Origin of the sequence: Litchfieldella xinjiangensis (genome assembly GCF_000759345.1) — a bacterium.
GTDB classification, from domain to species: Bacteria; Pseudomonadota; Gammaproteobacteria; order Pseudomonadales; family Halomonadaceae; genus Litchfieldella_A; species Litchfieldella_A xinjiangensis.
The window spans coordinates 298759-320456 of record NZ_JPZL01000001.1; the positions used below are offsets into that span (position 1 = coordinate 298759).

Consider the following 21698-nt stretch of genomic DNA (forward strand, 5'->3'; position numbering starts at 1 on the left):
CCCCGCCCCGTGCGGGGCGCTTTTTTTACTGTCTAAAAGCGGCGACGCTGCGGTACGTTTCTTTACATGCAGGCTATTGAGCGGATTCCGATAGCGCTCTAAATTCCTAGTACGGTCACACGGAGCTTGGCCTGCTGGTGCACATCACCAGCCTTGATTCACGACAAGCGTCCACACGAGGCGCAGATGCTCAGCACATGTTCATGGAGAGAATCATGACGATCAAAAACGCCCTCATTACACTGGCTTCAACCTCGATATTGGCAGGCAGCGGATATGCCATGGCCGCTCCCGGCCAGGACGCGGGGCCCTATCTCGGAGTCGGTACCGGGTTCAGTTCACTGGAGAACGACCGGGAAGACGTCGACAACTTCATCGAAAGCGGTGGGCGCAATTATGAGATTGACGATGAAGGCAATAGCTGGAAAGGCTTTGTCGGCTATCAGTTCAATCCCTACTTCTCCAGCGAAGTGTTTTATGCCGATCTGGGCAAGACACGCCTGGAGGGCAACGACATCGCCAATACCGAGCTGAAATCCAATGCCTATGGCATTAGCGTGGTCGGTCAGCTTCCCATCACCCAGTGGTTCACGGCGTTCGCCAAGGCCGGTATGGCGCAGTGGGAGACCGAGGTCGATGGCAACCTGGGCGACGCTCGTGTCGATCTCAGGGACAACGACGGCACCGACCCCGTCTACGGGCTTGGTGCACAATTGAATTTCGCCCCCTTCCTGGTGCGTGCCGAATACGAGCGCTACGACTTCGATAGTGACTATAAGATCGATTCGTTCTCGGCCTCGGTGGGCTGGCGATTCTAGGCACCCTTCCGTCACCCTACCAACGGACGATGGCTGGATAGCGTCGCTATGGCATGATTCGTACTCCCACTTTTTAACAAGGAGAGTTCGATGAGCCATATCGTGACACCGGATATCTGCGACGCTCATCCCCATGTTGACGTACTCGACCCCATCTTCGCCAATTTCGGGGGCCGAGATGCGTTTTGTGGGCCGATTCGCACCGTCAAATGCTTCGAAGACAATTCGAAGGTCAAGGAAGCGGTGGCCGAACCGGGTGAAGGGGCCGTTCTGGTCGTCGATGCAGGCGGCTCCTCACGCTGCGCCATGCTGGGCGACATGCTCGCCGAACAAGCCGCCGACAATGGCTGGGCTGGGGTCGTCATGTATGGCTGTGTGCGGGATGTCGATGTACTTGCCGAGACCGAGCTCGGGGTGCAGGCGCTCGGTACCCATCCTCGCAAGAGTGAGAAACGTGGCGAAGGGCTGCGCGATATCGCCGTGACGTTTGCAGGGGTGACGATGACACCCGGACAGTGGCTCTACGCGGACAATAACGGCATTGTCATCAGCCAGGAGCGTCTCCCGCTGGAGGATATCTGATTGCCAAGCCGTTGATGTGATGCGAGGCTAAGATCCTTGTTCTATCAATCTTATTTGGCCTGACATGCTCCACATCTCACAGTTGGCCAGCGATACCAGCCGCTCACTACGTGATCATTTCCGTCCATTGCTGGCCTACCATCTGTTCTTTACCCTTCTGGCCACGGCTGTACTGCTACCCGCCGTGGCCTGGACCCTGACCAGCTTGCTGAACCAATTTGGCCGTCCCGTCATCAGCAACAGCGAGCTGCTCGATATCATGATATCGCCGGCGGGCTTCTTATGGCTGATGGCCGCCGTGGGGTTTTCGTTCCTGATCCTGTATCTCCAGCAGGCCGGAATGATCCTGGTGGCGATCCGGCCACGCGACAACCATATCCGGCTTGCAGCGGAGGCGTTATGGGGTGCCTTGCGCAGGCTGCCGGGGCTCGCCGGGCTGGTCGTCATCCAGGTCGGAACCCATCTGCTATTGCTGGTCCCTCTGGTACTGACCGTGGGCTGGCTCTATTCGCTGTTTCTGGGTGGACTCGACCCTTACTACGTACAACGCGTCCGGCCACCGGCGCTTTGGCTATTCCTGGCCGTCAGCCTGCCTGTCATCGTCATATGGGTGTCGCTCGCTGCGACCCTTTATTTCCGCTGGGTGCTGGCATTGCCGGTGTTGTTGCTGGAGACGGTGTCGCCACGTGCGGCTCTGGTGCGTAGTCAGCAGCTGACGCGCGGGCGCAGGCGTCACATAGCCTTGGCCGTCATCGCTGTATTGGTATTGATCCTCGCACTGCCCATCCTGGTAACGGCACTCTTCGATACCTTGGGTACACCGCTGCTATGGTGGCTCCCTGAGCGCAATGCGGTACTGATTCCCGCCATGCTGGGATACCTAACGCTCTACGTTCTGGTGACGCTCGCCATCACGTTTCTAGGCATCGCCCTCAATAGTCTTCTTTCAGCGTGCTTATACCTGCGGTTAGCCCATAGCGAGCCTCGCCCCCCCTCCCCGCCGGGTAATGCAAAGCCCGGAAGGCTGGCGTGGGCGTTGGAGATCGCCGTCGTGCTGTTTGCGATCAGCCAGGCCTGGTTCATCGTCAATAGCTTCGAACTACGCGATGAGGTACGTATTACCGCCCATCGCGGCAGTTCGATGGACGCCCCGGAAAATACGCTTGCCGCCATCGAGCTTGCGATAGCCCATGGGGCCGATCACGTGGAGATCGATGCGCGCTTGACCGCCGATGATCACGTGGTGCTGTTTCACGATCGCAGTCTCCAACGCCTGGCGGGGGATGAGCGAAACCTGCAGGACTTACCGCTGGAAGTACTGACCAATGTCGACGTGGGAAGCTGGTTCGGGGATGCCTTTATCGACGAGCGTATTCCAACACTGCAGGAGGCGCTTGCGGTCACCCGCGATGCGGGTTCGTTGATGATCGACATCAAGCCCGATCCCGGTAGGGAGCTGGAACTGGTCGATGCCGTTATTGCGACCCTGCATCGAGAAAACCAAGCGCGTGAGGCGTGCCGACGCTCGCCGTCCAATAGCAATTCCTGCGGCGATGCCGACGTACTGGACGACGTCATCCTGGCCACCATGTCACCCTCGATTGTGCGGGAGATCAAGGCGCGTGAGCCCCAGGTCAGCACCACCCTGCTAGCTCAGTTCGTATTGCCGGGTACGCTCGATCGCACCAGCTTCGATGCCCTGGGACTGCGGCACAACCGGATTACCGAGACAGAAATGAAGACGGCGCGACGCTATGGCTATGAGCTTCATGCCTGGACGGTCAACGATCGGGCCCGGATGTCACAACTGATCGATCTTGGCGTCGATAACATCATTACCGATCGACCCGACCTGCTTGCAGAATTGCTGGCCGACCGTCGCGAGCTGAGTGACGGTGCCCTGTTACTCGTCAAGCTGCGCAACTGGTTGCGCAGCTGAACGTGAATCGTCTGGCTCAATCACCCATGACCGTACCTTCCCGGCGAGGATCGGCTCCCCCGAAGTAACCGGAGTCGGTCTTGCGTATGGCCTGCAGGCCACTGGTCAGCTCCTGTTCACTGACTTCATGCCCCCGCTCGCGCAGTCCCTGGAGCGTTTCCTCGGGGAAGCGTCCCTCCTCGAGCCAGACCGGCCCGCCCAGGGTCACGGCGTGGGGTACGTCCAGCGCCTCCTGGGCATCGAGCCCCCAGTCGAAGATGGCAACCAGGGCCTTGGCCGTATAATGAATGATCGCCGCCCCACCGGGGGAACCGAGACTGGCCACCAGATCACCACTTTCCAGATCGAAGACCAGGGTCGGACTCATGCTTGAACGAGGCCGTTTTCCAGGCTCGACACGATTGGCTATCGGTTGCCCGTTCTCGTCTTCGCCGGTAAAGGAAAAGTCGGTCAATTCATTGTTGAGCATATAGCCCCCCGACTGGCCAGTGCCTCCATCCGCCATGATCCGTGACCCGAAGGCCTGTTCGATCGAGGTGGTCATGGCGACGGCGTTGCCCGACTCGTCGATGATGCTGATGTGACTGGTTCCGTATTCGGGCTGCTGAGGATGTATCCCCCACGCCATGCTCATGCTGCCGGGATTGCCTGGCTCGGCCCCGCCGCTGCCCATGCTCTGCTCTTCGATCAAGGACGCGCGTCCCGAAAGGTAAAGCGGGTCCAGCATATTGGTCCAATCGCCACCTGGCGCATCGACGAAGTCGGGGTCGGCAATGAACTTGCCTCGGTCGGCGAAGGCCAGACGAGAGGCCTCCAGGAACCCATGTAGCCAGTCCTGTGAGGGGGTGCCATCGACAAGGGGTTCCTCAACCTCGTCCAATTGCTCCTGTATACCCAAGATCTGCATAACGGTCAGATGGCCAGAAGAAGGAGGTGGAAAACCACAGACTTCCCACTCGCGCCATTCGGTGCACAAGGGCTGGCGCTCCTTGGCCGCATACGCCGCCATGTCCTCTATGGAGATGACCCCGTCGTGCTGGGTGCGCTCCTGGACCCGGGAAATGAGATCCCGGGCAATGTCGCCGGTGTGCATGGCCTTGCTTCCGCCCTCGGCAATCTTTCGCAAGATGGCCGCCAGGGCGGGGTTCTTCAGCGTGTCGCCAACAGCGACGGGCTCTCCCTCATTATAGAAATAGCGCGCTGCAAGGGGGTCGGAAGCGAGATGCTCCTCTTCGGCAAGCAGCCGGTTGAGACGCTCACTGACCGGAAAGCCTTCTTCGGCCAACGTGATGGCCGGCTCGAAGAGCTCAGCCCAAGGCAACTGTCCATAGGCATCATGGGCACTCTCGAGCATACGCACGACACCGGGCACGCCGACTCCACGGCCACTGACGACGGCATCCAAGAATTCCATGGGCTCTCCCTCATCATCGAGGAAGAGCGTTTCACTCGCCTCATGGGAAGCCATTTCCCGCCCATCATAGGCAGCGACGTCTTCACCATCGTAATGCATGAGAAAGGCCCCCCCTCCGATACCACTGGATTGGGGCTCGACCAAGGTCAGCACCATCTGAACGGCAATGGCCGCATCGAGCGCGGACCCTCCGGCCTTGAGTACCTGATACCCTGCATCGGTCGCCAATGGATTGGCCGTGGCCACGGCAAACCGCTCGCTGGCCCAGCCCGGCTTTTCCGTATAGCCGCTTTCCGACTCCGGTGCCATTTCGGGCATCGAGTAGTCCAATCCCCCTTCTGCCATCGTTGGCCCCGACATCGCCAGGGCAAGGCCGGTCACCAGCGATGACCTCAAGAAGGATAAGGGAAGTGAGCGAGAGTGCGGCATGTCAGGACGATCCTTGTGTTAACTACATATGACTGTCACGCATTAAGCATAGGCAATGCGGAACGAGACGGGTAAAACACACACAAAAAAAGCACCCGACGTTATCGTCGAGTGCTTTTGGTGGCGCTAAACGCTGATCAGGAAATGGTTTCGCCCGCCAGCATGAACCAGGTTTCAAGTACGGCATCGGGGTTCAGCGACACCGAGTCGATGCCCTGTTCCATGAGCCACTTGGCCAGGTCGGGGTAGTCCGACGGCCCCTGACCGCAAATGCCGACGTATTTGCCTTGCGCCTTGCAGGCTTGAATCGCCATGGAAAGCAGTTTCTTGACGGCCGGATTTCGCTCGTCAAAGAGATGCGAAACGATGCCCGAGTCGCGATCCAGCCCCAGGGTCAGCTGCGTCAGGTCGTTGGAACCGATGGAGAAGCCGTCGAAATACTCCAGGAATTCCTCGGCCAGCAGCGCATTGGCGGGAAGCTCGCACATCATGATGATCTTCAAGCCGTTCTCGCCACGAGTCAGGCCGTTCGCCGACATCAGATCGACAACTGCCTTGGCTTCACCCGGCGTGCGTACGAAAGGCACCATGATCTCGACGTTGTCGAACCCCATCTCGTCACGGACCCGCTTCAGAGCCTGACACTCCAGACGGAAACAGTCCTGGAAGTTCTCGGAGATATAACGCGAGGCACCGCGGAAGCCCAGCATGGGGTTCTCTTCACCAGGCTCGTAGAGTTTGCCCCCCAGCAGGTTCTCGTATTCGTTGGACTTGAAATCCGACAAACGAACGATGACCCGCTGCGGATGGAACGACGCTGCCAGCGTCGATATCCCTTCGACCAGCTTGTCGACGTAGAAGGTCACCGGATCCTTGTACCCCGCAGTGCGCAGATCGATGGTCTGCTGAAGGTCGATCGGCAGGCGATCGTATTCGAGCAATGCCTTGGGATGCACACCGATCATGCGATTGATGATGAACTCCAGGCGCGCCAGGCCGACCCCGGAATGAGGCAGCCCTGCGAAGCCGAAGGCGCGGTCGGGGTTACCCACGTTCATCATGATCTTGAAGGGGATCTCGGGCATCGCATCGATGCTCGTAGTCTTGCATTCGAAATCGAGCAGGCCTTCGTAGACATTACCGGTATCGCCTTCGGCACAGGAAACGGTGACCTCCTGCCCGTCCTGCAAGACTTCGGTGGCATCGGTACAACCCACCACGGCCGGAATGCCCAACTCGCGGGCGATGATCGCAGCATGACAGGTGCGCCCGCCGCGATTGGTCACGATGGCCGAGGCCCGTTTCATGACCGGTTCCCAGTCAGGATCGGTCATGTCGGTCACCAGAATGTCGCCAGCGTTGACCTTGTCCATCTCCTCGGGGGCCATGATGATCTTGACCTCACCACTGCCAATGCGCTGGCCAATGGCACGGCCACTCACCAGGGTGCGTCCCTTCTCCTTGAGGTGGAAACGCTCGAGCTTTCCGCCTTCGAGATTGGAGACGACCGTTTCCGGACGAGCCTGAACGATGTAGAGCTTGTCATCATCGCCATCCAGCGCCCACTCGATATCCATCGGACGGCCGTAGTGCTTCTCGATGGTGACCGCCTGCTGCGCCAGGGATTCGAGCTGCGCGTCGTTGATACAGAAACGTGCCCGGTCAGCCAGCGGAACGTCTACCGTCTCGACTGACTTGCCGGCACTGGCATCGCTGCCGTAGACCATCTTGATCAGCTTGGAACCCAGCGTGCGGCGCAGAATAGCGGGACGCCCTGCGGCCAGGGTCGGCTTGTGTACGTAGAACTCGTCAGGGTTGACGGCCCCTTGCACCACGGTCTCGCCCAAGCCCCATGAGGCGGTGACGAAGACGGCATCGCGGTAGCCCGACTCCGTATCCAACGTGAACATCACGCCGCTCGCGCCGGTTTCCGAGCGCACCATTTTCTGGATGCCCGCGGATAGGGCCACGTTCTCGTGGGGATAGCCGCGATGAACGCGATAGGAGATGGCACGGTCGTTGAACAGCGAGGCGAAGACCTCGTGGACGGCGCGCTTGATGTTGTCGAAGCCTTCGATGTTCAGGAAGGTTTCCTGCTGGCCTGCAAACGACGCATCCGGCAGATCCTCGGCCGTGGCCGATGAGCGAACCGCTGCCTTCAGGTTGGGATGCTTGCTGGCCAGCTGCTCGTAGGCTTCACGCAGCTCGGCCTCGAAGTTCGGCGGTAGCGGGGTGTCGATGATCCATTGGCGGATCTCGGCGCCGACTCGACTGAGTTCACCGACGTCGTCGACGTCGAGTCTCGCCAAGGCCTCGTTGATACGCTCATTGAGGCCCTTGTGCGCCAGGAATTCGCGATAGGCGTGGGCGGTGGTGGCAAACCCGCCCGGGACGCTGACCCCGGCATCGGCCAGGCTGGATATCATTTCGCCTAGCGAGGCGTTCTTGCCACCCACGCGCTCGACGTCGTTCATTCCGAGCTGATCGAACCACAGGATATACGGTTCCACGAGACCTCCCTTGTTCGCTATTGGCATCCGCGTCCAGGCGAAGCGCGGCTGGCTGATGTTCGTCACCCTATCAGGCGAAAGTCGTATTCGCCATTCGTCTAACAGCGTAATCACTGGAGTTTTTTTACAACAACGCTACGAAACCCGGCGTCTTTGTAGTGGCGCTTGTCGACGGCCCCTTCTATGCCGACAATCAGGCTTCATTTACCCGCCGAGATCAACCATGACGCGCACCGCCTTCTTCATTTCAGACGGTACCGGTATCACTGCCGAAACGCTGGGACGCAGCCTGCTGGCCCAGTTCGAGAACATCGAAATTCGCATGGTGACCAAACCGTACATCGACACGACAGACAAGGCGAAGGCACTGGCCGAAGTCATCGAGGCCACGGCCGTGCGCGATGGCGAGCAGCCCATCATCATCGACACGATCGTCGACGAAACCGTGCGTCGCATCATCTCGGCGGCGCCCGGCTTCAAGGTAGACATCTTCTCGACCTTTTTGGCCCCGCTCGAGGAAGAGCTCAAGACGCATTCGACCTACAGCGTGGGCCGCACCCACTCCATCGGGCGCGACGATATCTACATGAATCGTATCGACTCGGTCCACTTTGCCTTGGATAACGACGACGGCGCGAGAACCCACCAGTACGACAAGGCGGATGTGATACTGGTCGGTGTGTCTCGCTGCGGCAAGACCCCGACCTCGCTCTACCTTGCCTTACAGTTCGGCATCCGGGCCGCCAACTATCCGTTTACCGAAGACGATCTCGATGAGGACGGGAACCTGAAACTGCCCCAGGCGCTCGCTGCCCAGCGGCACAAGCTATTCGGCTTGACGATCGACGCCCGGCGCCTCGCGGCTATCCGCAGCGAGCGCCGCCCCAATAGCCGCTACTGCTCCATGGATCAATGCATGCGTGAGATTCAGCAGGCCGAAGCCCTGTTCCGGCGCATGCATATACCCTTTATCGATACCACGCGTTTCTCCATCGAGGAGATCTCGACGCGCATGATCGCCGAGGCAGGCTTGCAACGCCGCTTCTCGCCCCGCTGAGCGGGCCTTATCTCACAACGCCCATTGTCCTGAGGCGAGCGATATCCTCGACACCCAGCCCCATCTCACGCAGGACACGGTCGCTATCCTGGCCCAGTGCCGGAGGCGCGGTGTCGCTGGTCTGGGATTGGCCGTCGAAGCGCAAGGGGTTGGCGACCTGGGGTATCTCGGTGCCATTGCGTGAAAGACGGGTCACCATTTCCCGGTGACGTATCTGCGGGTCGTCCAGGGCTTCACTGAGCGTATTGATGGGACCGGCAGGAACGCCGCGCGACTCGAACGCTGCCAGCCATGTATCCCGGGATTGGCTAAGTAAAACCTTAGCGATCATGGGTACCAGCTGGTTTCGATTTGCCACCCGCGCCGCATTGCTGGCATAAGCGGGATCATCCGCCCACTCGGGGTGACCCAGAACCTCGGCGAAGCGGGCGAATTGGGTGTCATTGCCCACCGTCAGTACCAGGTGACCATCGGCACAGGCGAAGGCTTGGTAGGGAACGATGTTGGGATGAGCGTTGCCATGCCGGACGGGATCCGTCCCGGTGACCAGCGTGTTGAGGGCCTGATTGGCCAAGGTGGCAACCTGTACGTCGAGGAGAGCCACATCCACGTGACGACCGCGCCCGGTTCGTTCGCGCTCATCGAGCGCCGCGAGTACGCCGATCGTGGCATAGAGGCCGGTCATGACATCGGTGATGGCCACACCGGTCTTCATCGGAAGTCCCTCACTCTCCCCCGTGACACTCATCAGGCCGCCCATGGCTTGAATCATGAAATCGTAGCCGGCCCGCCCAGCATAAGGACCCTCCTGACCGAAGCCAGTTATCGAGCACCCGATCAGGCGGGGATTGAGCGACGCCAGGCTGGCGTAATCGAGGCCGTAGCGCTTGAGACCGCCCACCTTGAAATTCTCGAGTAAGATATCCGCGCGTTGCGCTAGCGCACGCACCAGCGCCTGCCCTTCGGGATGGGCGATATCCACCGCCAACGATTGCTTGCCGCGGTTGGCGCATAGGTAATAGGCCGCCTCCTGAGGGCCACCCGAGGCCTCCTCAAGCCATGGCGGCCCCCAGCTGCGGGTATCGTCTCCCCGCTGGGGATGTTCGATCTTGATGACCTGGGCGCCAAGATCCGCGAGTAGCTGGCCGGCCCATGGGCCAGCCAGAACCCGCGACATGTCCAGTACCAACCGGCCTTCCAGGGGTCCTGCCATGGCTTGCTCCTTCATTCGGCCATGAAGGCCTGAATACCTGTCTGCGCACGACCCAGGATCAAGGCGTGAATGTCGTGGGTGCCCTCGTAGGTATTCACGGCTTCCAGGTTCATCATATGACGGATCACGTGATACTCATCGGCAATCCCGTTACCGCCATGCATGTCACGCGCAGCGCGGGCAATGTCCAGTGCCTTGCCACAATTGTTACGCTTCACCAGCGAGATGACCTCGGGGACCAATTGCCCGTCATCGATCATCCGGCCAGCCCGCAACGAGGCCTGCAGGCCCAAGGCAATCTCAGTCTGCATGTCGGCCAGCTTTTTCTGGATCAACTGGTTGGCAGCCAGAGGACGACCGAACTGCTTGCGATCCAGGGTGTACTGACGTGCCGCGTGCCAACAGGCTTCGGCCGCGCCCATGCTGCCCCAGGAGATGCCGTACCGTGCCCGGTTCAGACATGAGAAGGGCCCCTTGAGGCCTTCGACGCCCGGCAGGCGTTGATCATCACTGACCTCAACGTCCTGCATCGCGATCTGACCGGTAATCGAGGCCCGCAGGCTGAACTTACCTTCGATCTTGGGTGCAGTGAGTCCTTTCATGCCTTTCTCGAGGATGAAACCCCGAAGCACACCATCCTGATCCTTGGCCCAGATCACGAAAACATCGGCAATGGGGGAATTGGTGATCCAGGTCTTGGTGCCATTGAGGCGCCAGCCATTGTCGGTCCTGACCGCGCGTGTGCTCATGCCATTGGGATCGGAGCCATGATCGGGCTCGGTGAGACCGAAACAACCGACCCATTCGCCACTGGCCAACTTGGGCAGGTACTTCTCGCGCTGGGCCTCACTGCCGAACTCATGGATGGGATACATGACCAGGCTCGATTGCACGCTCATGGCACTGCGATAACCGGAATCGACACGCTCGACTTCACGCGCAATCAAGCCATAGCTCACATAGTTAAGACCGGCACATCCGTAGCCATCCAGTGTTGCCCCCAGCAGACCCAGCTCGCCCATCTCGCTCATGATCTCGCGGTCGAAGCGCTCATGACGATTCGCTTCCAGTACACGCGGTTGCAGCTTCTCCTGACAGTAGTCGTGAGCGGTTTGCATAACCATCCGCTCATCTTCATCGAGCTGATCAATCAGGCGAAATGGGTCTTCCCAGGTCATCGGCGTTATCTGGCTCATGGTCGGGCCCTCTTGTTGGCTTGGCATGGCTGGCGGCATGCCGGGTTACTGTGCAAGTTAACTGTGGGTGTCACTATGCGAAGCTGAATGCCAGGCTAAATAATGTCGACATTTTTATGGAATGTAGAATAAAACACATACCAAAGCTACCCCTACCTTGGCGCAAGGTGTCCCTCCTCTTATGTCTAGCCCAAAAGACAACGGCACCTCGCAGGGTGCCGTTATCATTGGAGCGAATTCATTCAATGTGAGGTCTCGCTTCGGTAGAGGCGCTGAATGCTGGAGAAATCCAGACGTCCGCTCCCCTGGGCTACATGCAGGGCAAACAGGTTGCGTGCCTGCCCCCCCATCGGCACGGGTGAGTGGCTCTTCAATGCCAGCTCCCAGGCCAACCCGAGATCCTTGGCCATGAGATCGGTCAGAAAGCCCCCTTGGTACTCATTGGCGGCAGGCACGTTTTCCATAACTCCCGGCCAGGGGTTGTAGACGTTGAGCGCCCAGTTACCGCCACTGCTCTGCTTCATGATATCGGACAATACGGCAGGATCGAGCCCATGGCTTTCTCCCAGCGCCAAGGCCTCTGCCGTACCGCTCATGAGGATACCCAACAGCATGTTGTTGCAGATCTTCGCGACCTGGCCGGCGCCCACACCGCCGGCATGGAAGATGTTGCGTCCCATGCACTCGAGTACCGGACGGGCCGTCTCGAAGGCACTGGCTTCCCCGCCGACGATGAATGTCAACGTGCCGGCTCGCGCCCCGCCGACACCGCCCGAAACGGGCGCGTCGAGAAAGGCATAGCCGCGCTCGGCGGCAGCGTCGCCTACCGCGCGCGCGGCATCCGGCTCGATGGTCGAGGCATCGATGATCAAGGGCTGCCCCTTCAGCCGCTCGAGCAGTCCGGGACCGTCTTCATCGCCAAGATAGAGGGCCTTTACGTGCCGACCTGCCGGCAACATCGAGATCACCATCTCGGCACCGGCTACCGCCTCGTCAGCGCTGGTTGCGGTCTCGGCTCCCTCATCCTTCAAGGCCTGGACCGCACTCTCCACCAGGTCGAAAACCCTGACGCGATGTCCCGCCTTGATTAGATTGGCTGCCATGGGTGAGCCCATGTTGCCCAGGCCGATGAATGCAATTTGCATGGCGTTGTCCTTGTATTGGAATTATTGGAACCGGCATTCAAAGCCGGCGCAGCGGATGCTCTTCATGATCCACAACGGGAGCCAGCAGGGCCTGGATATCGGCATCCGGCACCTTGGCCACGCTGGCGTGGCGCCACCGAGGCGACTTGTCCTTATCGATCAGCAGGGCACGCACCCCCTCGACCAGGTCGCCACGCCGACAACACTGCACAGCCAGGTTCCATTCGTCGCGAAATGCATCGGCCAAGCTACCCAGGCGATGACGCGCCAGCATGTCCCACACGAGATGGGCAGTTAGCGGGCAGCCGGTCTCCAGCCGCGCCCGGTTGGCTGCCAGCCAAGCGTGATCCCGGGTATCGGTGAGTATCCGTCGCGTGGCAGTAGCAACGCTCGCGCAGGCCATTAGCGTCTGGATGTGATCGAGCAAAGGCCAGACCTGGGGCGCTGGTGCCAAGCTCCGGCGCTCATGACGGTTGAGGGCAGCCTGGACGCCGGCATGCAATTCGCTGGGCGTACGAGAACCATAATCCGCCTCTTCGAGCGTACCTAACAGCATCTCTCGGCTCGCTCGGGGTATGAGCCGGTCGGCCAGGCCCAGGTCCAACGCATCGCGACTGTTTAACTGCGCGCCGGTCAGGCCAAGATAAGCCCCCACCCCCCGTGGCATTCGGTTGAGAAACCAACTGGCACCGATGTCGGGAAACAAGCCGATGGTGATCTCGGGCATGGCGATCCGCGTCGTTTCCGTGGCCAAGCGATAGCCGGCACCGGCCATCAGGCCAAGCCCGCCTCCCATGACGATTCCGTCACCCCAGACCAGCAGTGGCTTGGGATAGCGATGGATGCGGTAATCGAGACAGTACTCCGCCGCAAAGTAAGTCTCTGGGAAGACATTCTCCTGACCATCGTCCTCGGTCATGGCACGATATACCGCCACCACGTCGCCGCCGGCACAGAACGCCTTGTCCCCCGCCCCTTCGAGCCACACGGCAACCACGTGACGGTCATCCGCCCAGGCCACCAGCTTGGCATCGAGCTGATGGATCATCTCGAGCGACAGTGCATTGAGTGATTTGGGGGCATTGAGGGTCGCCACGCCGATCTTGCCGCCGTCACGCACCGGCAGCTCATCGAAAAGCACGCCCAACTCGGACATCGGTAACCTCCGCTTCGTATACAGTGGTTTCAGGCCTGCATTGCCTCGATCATGCCCTCGGCGAACAAGCGGCGCGCCACGATGACACGCATGATTTCGTTCGTGCCCTCGAGAATCTGGTGCACACGTGTATCGCGTACGAGCCGCTCGAGGGGGTATTCCTTGATATAGCCATAGCCACCGTGCAATTGAAGCGCCTCGTTACACACCTGGAAGCCCATGTCGGTGGCCAGCCGCTTGGCCATGGCGCAGTGGGCCGTTGCCTCGGGGTCGCCCTGGTCGAGGCGCCAGGCCGCATGACGTACCATGAGCCGGGCCGAAGCAAGTTCGGTAGCCATATCGGCCAGCTTGAACTGTAGCGCCTGAAAGGTCGCGAGCTCATGGCCGAACTGCTTGCGGGTTTGCAGATAATCGCGAGACAGCGTGAGGGCGAGCTGGGCGGCCCCCAACGAACAGCTGGCAATGTTCACCCGCCCCCCATCGAGACCGCGCATGGCCAGCTTGAAGCCGTCGCCCTCGTCGCCGAGTCGATGTTCCACCGGCACGCGGACATCGTCGAAATTGACGAGTCGAGTCGGCTGGCTTTTCCAACCCATTTTTTCTTCGTTCTTGCCGTAAGTGATGCCCGCACTGTCAGCGGGTACAAGAAAAGCGGATATACCTTTCGCGCCCGAATCGACATCGCCCGTGCGTGCCATGACCACCAGAACATCGGTAGCACCCGCGCCTGAGATGAACATCTTCGAGCCGTTGATGACATAGGCGTCGCCGTCCTTTACGGCACGCGTGCGTAAATTGGCGGCGTCCGACCCGGCCCCTGGCTCGGTCAGGCAGTAGGACGCCAATGCCCGACCCTCAATCAGCTTGGGTAGCCACGCCTCATGTACGGCAGGCTCCCCCCACTGTGCAATCATCCAACTGGCCATGTTATGAATGGTCAGGTAAGCCGTCGTCGAGATGCACCCTTGGGCGAGTTGCTCGAAAATCAGCGAGGCCGACAATCGTGATAGGCCCAGTCCCCCGAATTCTTCAGGAATATAGATTCCTAGAAAGCCAGCCTCTCCTGCCCTCTGGATGACATCGATGGGGAAATGCGACTCGGCATCCCAGCGCGCGGCATGCGCCTGAAGTTCTGCATAAGCGAAATCGGCAGCGGCCTGTTGCAGTGCGCGATGATCGTCTGTGAGGGAAAAATTCATGGATGCATCCTCTCGCCTGGCGCTCGCTGGCGTGGTTGTCTATGCCGAGCCGACCGCAAGCTGGTGCAACGAATGGCGTTCAACCTAGCATTTGCTCGGCTCGGTGTAAGTCACCCCTTGGTCTACAAGCACTTTACGTAAACGTCAACTAGTTTTAGTCTAGTTTAAACGACGCCCTTTCTTTCGAGGCCCTGATGAACGACGCGACTGACGACAGCCTGATTTCAGACACCCCCTTGCCCACGCGCCAACGGCGCACCTATTCCATCGGGGAGCTGGCCAAGCTGTTCGAAGTCACGCCTCGTACCATCCGCTTCTATGAGCAGGAAGGGTTACTGGAGCCCGAGCGCCGCGGGCAAACACGGATCTATCATGATAAGGACCGCGTCCGACTCAAGCTTACCTTGAGAGGAAAGCGCCTGGGATTTTCCCTGGCCGAGATCCGGGAAGTCATCGAGCTGTACGATGCCATGCCGGATGGCAATGCAAGACAGTTGAAACGGCTTCTCGAGTTACTGGAACAAAAACGTGCCGACATGCAACGCCAGCTCGAGGACATTCGCCTGATGCAACGGGAGCTCGACGATGTCGAGTCACGCTGCCGAGAGGCCCTCGCCGACCTGCCTTGACGAGCGAACATTCACGACGACAGATAACCCAACAAGGCGGTCCAACAAACGGGAATCGATATGTCACGCCAAAACGCTTCCACACCGACAAAAAACGCTTCCACACCGACAAAAAACGCTACGTCTCCTTCTGCCCAAGCCGATGCATCTTCGACGCATGCTGATAACGCGTCACCGAGCCAAGCGGATGGCTCCCTGAGCTACGTCAGCGGCACCAGCAGCAAGCCACTGCTGGGGCAGACCATCGGCGCATGTTTCGATGCCACGGTGGAACGCCATGCGGAGCGAGACGCCCTCATCAGTCGCCACCAGGGACAACGATATACCTGGCGCGAGCTACAAACGGTCGTGAACCGCACGGCCCGTGCCCTGCTTGCCAGTGGCGTGACAAAAGGCGATCGCGTAGGCATCTGGGCACCGAACTGTGCAGAATGGGCAATCGTCCAGTTCGCCACGGCCAAGATCGGCGCCATCCTGGTCAACATCAACCCCAGTTACCGCACCCATGAGCTTGAGTATGCCCTGAAGCAATCGGGCACCTCGACGCTGATTCTGCAAGGCGAATTCAAGCGCTCCAATTACGTTGAGATGATCGAGAGCCTGGTCCCCGCGCTGGCCCACGGCGCCACCGAGCTGCATAGCGACCGGCTGCCCTCACTCAAGCGTGTCGTGTGCCTGGATAGTCAGCGTGCCCTGCCGGGGATGTCGAGTTGGGATGCACTGCTTGAACGCGCCGAGGAAGTGAGCGACGCCACGTTGAGCGCGCACCAGGCCGACCTTCAATTCGATGAGCCGATCAATATTCAATACACCTCCGGCACCACGGGGGCTCCCAAGGGCGCGACACTGTCGCATCACAACATCCTCAATAATGGTTTCTTCGTCGCCGAGCGAATCGGCTTGAGCGAGCAGGACCGAATGGTTATCCCAGTACCGCTTTACCATTGTTTCGGTATGGTCATGGGCAACTTGGGCTGCATGACACATGGCGCAACGATGATCTACCCGAGCGATGGTTTCGACGCACTCGCCACGCTACAGGCCGTCAGTGAAGAACGCGCCACCGCATTGTATGGCGTGCCGACCATGTTCATCGCCGAACTCGAACATACGGAGTTCACTTCGTTCGACCTGGCGTCCCTGCGCACCGGCATCATGGCCGGCTCGATCTGTCCGATCGAAATCATGCGCCAGGTCATCGACAAGATGCACATGCAGCAGGTCAGCATCTGTTATGGCATGACCGAGACCAGCCCCGTCAGCCTCCAGACCCAGACCGATGCGCCACTCGACAAGCGTGTGACGACCGTCGGCACCATCCACCCCCACACCGAAGTCAAGCTGATCGATCCTTCCAGCGGCCGATTGGTGAACCGTGGGGAGCGGGGCGAGCTTTGTACACGCGGCTACAGTGTCATGCTCGGCTACTGGGAAAACGAGGAAGCCACTCGCAAATCCATCGATGCGGCGGGATGGATGCATACCGGTGACCTGGCGGTCATGGACGATGCCGGCTATGTAGCGATCGTGGGACGCATCAAGGACATGATCATTCGGGGTGGGGAGAACATCTACCCGCGTGAGATCGAAGATTTCCTCTATACCCACCCCTCGGTATCCGATGTTCAGATCATCGGCGTACCAGATGAGAAATATGGCGAGGAGGTGATGGCCTGGATCAAGCTGGTCGAAGGCGAGTCGCTTGACGAGGAAGGCTTGAGGAAATTCTGCGATGGCAAGATCGCCTACTACAAGGTTCCCCGCTACGTGAAGTTCGTTGATGACTTTCCCATGACCGTGACCGGCAAGATCCAGAAATACAAGATGCGCGAGCAAGCCACCCATGAGCTGGGGCTGGAGTGAGGGTGCGCTTAAAGCGCCTGCTGGGATAACGACACGATAACGCGCTCGGCACGTTGGGCGGCCAGGGAGAGCGCCGCCTGGATCCGGTCCATGGGAATCGTTTCATCCACGACGCCCGCGGCCGGGTTCACCACAAGCGCCAGACAGGCATAGGGAATCGCCAGTTCACGCGCGAGGCTCGCTTCGGGCATCCCAGTCATCCCCACTACCCGGCAACCTTCCATCGCTATCCTGGCGATTTCAGCCGCTGTCTCCAGACGGGGGCCCTGCGTGCAGGCATAGGTGCCGCCCTCTTCCAGGCCGATGCCTGCCTGCTCGCTCGCCAGGCACAGCGCATGTCGCAACGTCTCATCGTAGGGCTGGGAAAACTCGATGTGCTCGAGCGGCTTGAAATCGCCATCGAAGAAGGTCGCGTCCCGGCCGGAGGTATAGTCGATCAGTTGGTCGGGTAGCATCAGGCTACCGGGCTTCAGAAAGGGATCGATCGCTCCCACCGCATTCAAGCTGACGATGCGTGTCGCACCGGCCTGCTGCAGCGCCCACAGGTTGGCGCGGTAGTTGATCCGGTGCGGAGGAATTGAGTGCGTGACGCCGTGGCGAGGCAAGAAAAGCATGGGAGACCCATCGAGGGTGCCCTGGATGACGCCGCACGAGGCATTGCCTAGCGGCGTCGTCGCATCATGGCGATGGGTGATCGTGAGGTTGGCAAGCTCGGTGAGCCCCGTACCGCCAATGATCGCCAGCATATTGCCTCCTGTTGCTTGCTTTCGCTGTGAGCTTCTACGCCGCCAGGGCGATCACAACCCCTTGGGCGCGAAAATTCCCGGCGCGTTACGCCAATAGCCTTTGTAATCCATGCCGAAACCAAAGACATAGCGATCGGCCACTTCGAGGCTGCAATAATCGGCCTTGAGCCCTGGCACGGCCTTTCGATCATGCTGCTTGTCGACGAGCACCGCGGTCGAAATACTGGCAGCGCCAGCCTCACGGCAGTATTCCAGTATGGCTCCCAGGGTGGCACCTTCATCGAGAATGTCATCGACGATCACGACATGACGCCCCGCCATTGGCACTTCAGGCGAGACGCGCCAGAACAGTTCACCGCCACGTAGGCCTCCGCGATAGCGGGTGGCATGCAGGTAATCGACTTCCAGCGGGAAGCCCAGCCGGGTCAGCAAATGGCCGGTAGTGATCAGTCCGCCGTTCATTACGCAATAGAAAACCGGCAACTTGTCACCGAGATTGGCCGTGATCTCCTCGGCCATGCGATCGAGGGCGCGTTCGACCTGTTCCTGAGATATCAGGCAATCGGCGTGATCCATGACTTCGCGCATGGTAGCCAGGGATTCGTTGAAATCGGTATCGAGCTTGGGCATGAAGTTCATCGCGTTACGAAATCAGTGGGAAGAAGAGTCGACCAGGGCTTCGAGCCGGGCGTGGACGCGGCGCCAGCGCGACAGCGCTGGCAGGGCTTCGAGACTGGGACGCGCCCGACCATAGCGCAACTTGGCGTGACGCTTACCCGAACGGCCGGAACAGGCGGTAATGACCTCGCGTGCAGCTTCGCGGTCGTTGCACACCAGGACCATATCGCAACCGGCGTCCAGCGCCGAGCGAGCCCGGTCGCCTGGCCCACCTGCCACAGCGGCGCCCGCCATGGACAGGTCATCGGAAAAGATGGCGCCCTTGAAGCCAAGGTCCTGGCGCAGCAATCCCAACCAGTTGGGAGAAAAGCCCGCCGGACGCTCATCGAACGCCGAGAACACCACATGCGCGGGCATGATGCCGTCCAGGCGTGGTGCCAATTCGGCAAAGGGAATCAAGTCATGGCCACGCAGCGCCTCGAGTGGGCGCGTATCCACGGGCAGTTCGTGATGGGAATCGGCGGCCACGCTTCCGTGACCCGGGAAGTGCTTGCCTACCCCCACCATCCCCGCCTCGTGAAGACCTGTGAGGAATGCGCCTGCCAGCGTTGCTACAGTGCGGGGATCACTGGAGAAGCTCCGATCGCCAATCACCGTCGAACTCCCGCCATCGACATCCAGTACCGGTGCAAAGGACAGGTCCAGACCGCATGCCGCCATTTCCATGCCCAGTAGCCAACCGGCATCCTGGCAGCGTTGTGTCGTCGCTTGAGGATCGCTGTCGTACCCTTCGGCAAGACGCTGCATGGAGGGCAACCGCGTGACACCCTGGCGCAAGCGCTGTACCCGGCCGCCTTCCTGATCGATCGCCAGGAGAAGGTCGGGGCGCAGTCGACGCAGCGAGGTGCACAGGGAGTGGACCTGTGCGGCATTCTCGATATTCCGCGAGAAAAGGATCACGCCACCCACCTCGGGCTGACGCAGCAGATCTCGCTCCGCCCGCTTGAGACTGGGCCCTTCCAGATCCAGCATTACCGGGCCGAGAGGTTGAGTCATGGTCGGCTTCCTAGGCTACGAAGGGAGGGGATTCTAGACCAACTGGAAGATAGACGACAGCCGTCATGGGCAAGACCAGCGAGGTCTATCATTCATGCAGCCAGACCGGGGTTCCGGGTGTGGCTACGTCGAACAGGGCCAACAATGCATCGTCACGCATGCGTATGCAGCCATGCGATGCCGGCACCCCCATCGGTTCATCCGGAGGTGTGCCGTGCAGGTAAATATAGCGGCGCTGAGAGTCACAGTCGCCTCCGCGGTTGTAACCCGGCTCCAGGCCGCAGAGCCAGAGGATACGCGTCAATATCCAATCGCGTTTCGGGAACGCCTGGGCCAATGTCGGCGAATAGCATTCCCCTGTCGGGCGTCGTCCACGATACACCGTGCCGGGGGGAAGGCCACCGCCTATCGCGGCACGTACATAGTGCCAACCCAAGGGCGTCTGACCACTCCCCTCCTGCTGTCCCGTGCCGGCCTTACCTGTCGAAACCGGGTATTCGCCGACCCGACGCTCACCCTGCCAGACGAACAGCGCCTGCCTTGGGACGTCAATTTCAATCCACACATCATCGCGGGGAGGCAGGTCGACCAGAGTAGGTGTTTGCATGGCTCAACCCGCCGCCGGTAGAACGTCGTCTACGGTCGCTGGCAATGGCGCTTGCATCGACGATACCACGACCGGCCGCAGGCGGCGGATCAACTCGCGGACGCTGACATGCTCGCCATAGTCCTTCTCTGCGATATCACGCAGCGCATCGAGCCCCGACAATGTGAAAATCACCGTGCCCAACATGAAGTGCAGCCGCCAGAAGCGCTCGGCATCCGGTAGTTCCGGCGTCGCCCGGCGTACCAGCCCGGTAAAGCGGGTGAATACGCTACCGTAATGCTCCTGGATATACCGCCGAAGGTGTCCCTGGGCCTGGCTATAGGCAAGTCCCAGCAGCTTCATGAAGACCTTGAGGCTGTTACGTTCGGCAGGTACCTCCAGGACGCACCGTGCCATGGTCTCCAGAAGAATCTCGAGGGGAATGACCTCATTGCCATATTCTGCCTCGAGCCCATCGAGCGCCGCATGGAAACGCTCGGTGAAAGGATCGAGGTACCGAGCGAATACTGCTTGAATCAAGGCCTTCTTCGACCCGAAGTGGTAGTTGACCGCCGCCAGGTTGACCTTGGCCTTGCTGGTGATATTGCGTAATGACGTCTCGGCGAAACCGCGCTCGGCGAATAGCACCTCGGCGGTATCGAGTATTCGCGTCACGGTATCGGTCTGGGCCATGATCTGGTCTCTCACTGGCTATAAACGATTGTTTTAAACATCATGGCTACAACGCTGCATGACTCCACATGGCAATGCAAGCCGTTTAAAACGATACATCAAACGCGCCATATCCTATTACTGGATGGAATTCCATGCTGTATACTTGACCAATCCCCATCCATAGCGGAGGCCGCATGACACGCCCTCTCACGCCAAGACAGCAGAATGTCTACGATTTCATCGTGAAGACCATGCAAGAGTTGGGCTACCCCCCGACACGTGCCGAGATCGCCCGAGCCTTGGGCTTTCGCTCGCCCAATGCCGCTGAGGAGCATTTGCGCGCGCTGAGCAAGAAAGGCGTCATTCGCATGGTGGCGGGAACGTCACGCGGCATTCGCCTGGCCAACCAGGACAACGAGCGCGGCCTTCCGGAAACGGAGAGCCCGCCCGAGCAAGGGCTCCCCATCATCGGGGAAGTCGCCGCCGGCAACCCGATCCTGGCTGCCGAGAACATCGATCGCTATTGTCCCCTGCCGCCAGAGTATTTCACCCCAAGGGCGGATTACCTGCTGCGTGTACGCGGACTATCGATGAAGGACGTGGGTATTCTGGAAGGCGACCTGCTTGCCGTTCATCGTACCAGCCGAGTTCGTGATGGCCAGATCGTGGTGGCACGCCTGGAAGACGAAGTCACGGTCAAGCGCTTCAAGCGGCAAGGTCATCATGTCTGGTTATTGGCCGAGAATGCCGATTTCGCCCCGATCGAAGTAGATTTGCGCCAGCAACCCCTGGAGATCGAGGGGATTGGCGTCGGCGTGATTCGGGGTGGTAACGGCCAGGCGCTGAGCTGACACCCGGCGTGGTGGA

19 protein-coding genes are annotated in these 21698 nt (G+C 60.0%); 7 read left to right on the plus strand and 12 right to left on the minus strand.

Annotation, left to right across the window (positions count from 1 at the left end):
• Positions 1 to 215: 215 nt before the first annotated feature.
• The 3 genes from JH15_RS01410 (at position 216) to JH15_RS01420 (ending at position 3339) form a co-directional block, all read left to right on the plus strand.
• Entirely contained in the window at positions 216 to 818 is a 603-nt protein-coding gene (locus JH15_RS01410; RefSeq protein WP_156105229.1) for a porin family protein, read from the plus strand.
• Between the two features lie 90 nt (positions 819 to 908).
• A complete protein-coding gene (rraA, locus tag JH15_RS01415) occupies positions 909 to 1400 on the plus strand; it encodes a ribonuclease E activity regulator RraA (protein WP_043526294.1) in 492 nt (163 codons plus the stop codon).
• A 64-nt stretch (positions 1401 to 1464) separates the two neighbouring features.
• Complete coding sequence (locus tag JH15_RS01420; RefSeq protein WP_043526296.1) at positions 1465 to 3339, plus strand: glycerophosphodiester phosphodiesterase family protein; 1875 nt, start codon at positions 1465 to 1467, stop codon at positions 3337 to 3339.
• A gap of 16 nt (positions 3340 to 3355) precedes the next feature.
• Here the strand turns inward: JH15_RS01420 and ggt are convergent, their stop codons facing one another.
• Positions 3356 to 5182, minus strand: coding sequence for a gamma-glutamyltransferase (ggt, locus tag JH15_RS01425; RefSeq protein WP_043526298.1), 1827 nt, complete (start codon positions 5180 to 5182; stop codon positions 3356 to 3358).
• Between the two features lie 137 nt (positions 5183 to 5319).
• A complete protein-coding gene (ppsA, locus tag JH15_RS01430; protein ID WP_043526301.1) occupies positions 5320 to 7692 on the minus strand; it encodes a phosphoenolpyruvate synthase in 2373 nt (790 codons plus the stop codon).
• A gap of 223 nt (positions 7693 to 7915) precedes the next feature.
• On the opposite strand from ppsA, the gene ppsR reads away from it, so the two are divergent.
• Positions 7916 to 8749: a posphoenolpyruvate synthetase regulatory kinase/phosphorylase PpsR gene (gene ppsR / locus JH15_RS01435; RefSeq protein WP_043526303.1), complete on the plus strand. Its 834-nt coding sequence runs from the start codon at positions 7916 to 7918 to the stop codon at positions 8747 to 8749.
• A 7-nt stretch (positions 8750 to 8756) separates the two neighbouring features.
• Here ppsR and JH15_RS01440 read toward each other — a convergent pair whose 3' ends face one another.
• The 5 genes from JH15_RS01440 to JH15_RS01460 form a co-directional block, all read right to left on the minus strand.
• On the minus strand, positions 8757 to 9962 hold the full coding sequence (locus tag JH15_RS01440) for a CaiB/BaiF CoA transferase family protein (protein WP_043526306.1): 1206 nt from the start codon (positions 9960 to 9962) through the stop codon (positions 8757 to 8759).
• An 11-nt stretch (positions 9963 to 9973) separates the two neighbouring features.
• Positions 9974 to 11158, minus strand: a complete 1185-nt coding sequence (locus JH15_RS01445) for an acyl-CoA dehydrogenase (RefSeq protein WP_043526308.1) — start codon at positions 11156 to 11158, stop codon at positions 9974 to 9976.
• A 242-nt stretch (positions 11159 to 11400) separates the two neighbouring features.
• Complete coding sequence (mmsB, locus tag JH15_RS01450; protein WP_043526310.1) at positions 11401 to 12303, minus strand: 3-hydroxyisobutyrate dehydrogenase; 903 nt, start codon at positions 12301 to 12303, stop codon at positions 11401 to 11403.
• 37 nt (positions 12304 to 12340) lie between these two features.
• Complete coding sequence (locus JH15_RS01455) at positions 12341 to 13459, minus strand: enoyl-CoA hydratase/isomerase family protein (protein ID WP_043526311.1); 1119 nt, start codon at positions 13457 to 13459, stop codon at positions 12341 to 12343.
• Between the two features lie 29 nt (positions 13460 to 13488).
• Entirely contained in the window at positions 13489 to 14658 is a 1170-nt protein-coding gene (locus JH15_RS01460; RefSeq protein WP_043526313.1) for an acyl-CoA dehydrogenase family protein, read from the minus strand.
• Positions 14659 to 14852: 194 nt separating this feature from the next.
• Here JH15_RS01460 and JH15_RS01465 point away from each other — a divergent pair, with 194 nt between their 5' ends.
• Entirely contained in the window at positions 14853 to 15287 is a 435-nt protein-coding gene (locus JH15_RS01465; RefSeq protein ID WP_081948816.1) for a MerR family transcriptional regulator, read from the plus strand.
• Between the two features lie 60 nt (positions 15288 to 15347).
• The gene (locus JH15_RS01470) at positions 15348 to 17150 is read left to right on the plus strand and encodes an AMP-binding protein (RefSeq protein WP_081948818.1); all 1803 of its coding nucleotides are present in this window, start codon (positions 15348 to 15350) and stop codon (positions 17148 to 17150) included.
• Between the two features lie 8 nt (positions 17151 to 17158).
• On the opposite strand, the gene JH15_RS01475 is transcribed toward JH15_RS01470, so the two are convergent.
• The 5 genes from JH15_RS01475 to JH15_RS01495 form a co-directional block, all read right to left on the minus strand.
• Complete coding sequence (locus JH15_RS01475; protein ID WP_043526315.1) at positions 17159 to 17896, minus strand: S-methyl-5'-thioinosine phosphorylase; 738 nt, start codon at positions 17894 to 17896, stop codon at positions 17159 to 17161.
• Between the two features lie 51 nt (positions 17897 to 17947).
• Positions 17948 to 18526 carry a hypoxanthine-guanine phosphoribosyltransferase gene (locus tag JH15_RS01480; RefSeq protein ID WP_043528605.1) on the minus strand — a complete coding sequence of 193 codons (579 nt, stop codon included), beginning with the start codon at positions 18524 to 18526 and terminating at the stop codon, positions 17948 to 17950.
• A 21-nt stretch (positions 18527 to 18547) separates the two neighbouring features.
• A complete protein-coding gene (gene nagZ / locus JH15_RS01485) occupies positions 18548 to 19570 on the minus strand; it encodes a beta-N-acetylhexosaminidase (protein ID WP_043526317.1) in 1023 nt (340 codons plus the stop codon).
• Positions 19571 to 19658: 88 nt separating this feature from the next.
• Complete coding sequence (locus JH15_RS01490) at positions 19659 to 20177, minus strand: L,D-transpeptidase (protein WP_043526319.1); 519 nt, start codon at positions 20175 to 20177, stop codon at positions 19659 to 19661.
• Positions 20178 to 20180: 3 nt separating this feature from the next.
• Positions 20181 to 20849, minus strand: a complete 669-nt coding sequence (locus JH15_RS01495; RefSeq protein WP_043526320.1) for a TetR/AcrR family transcriptional regulator — start codon at positions 20847 to 20849, stop codon at positions 20181 to 20183.
• 176 nt (positions 20850 to 21025) lie between these two features.
• Between JH15_RS01495 and lexA the strand changes: the two genes are divergently transcribed.
• Positions 21026 to 21682, plus strand: coding sequence for a transcriptional repressor LexA (gene lexA, locus JH15_RS01500; RefSeq protein WP_043526322.1), 657 nt, complete (start codon positions 21026 to 21028; stop codon positions 21680 to 21682).
• The last annotated feature ends 16 nt before the right edge of the window (positions 21683 to 21698 follow it).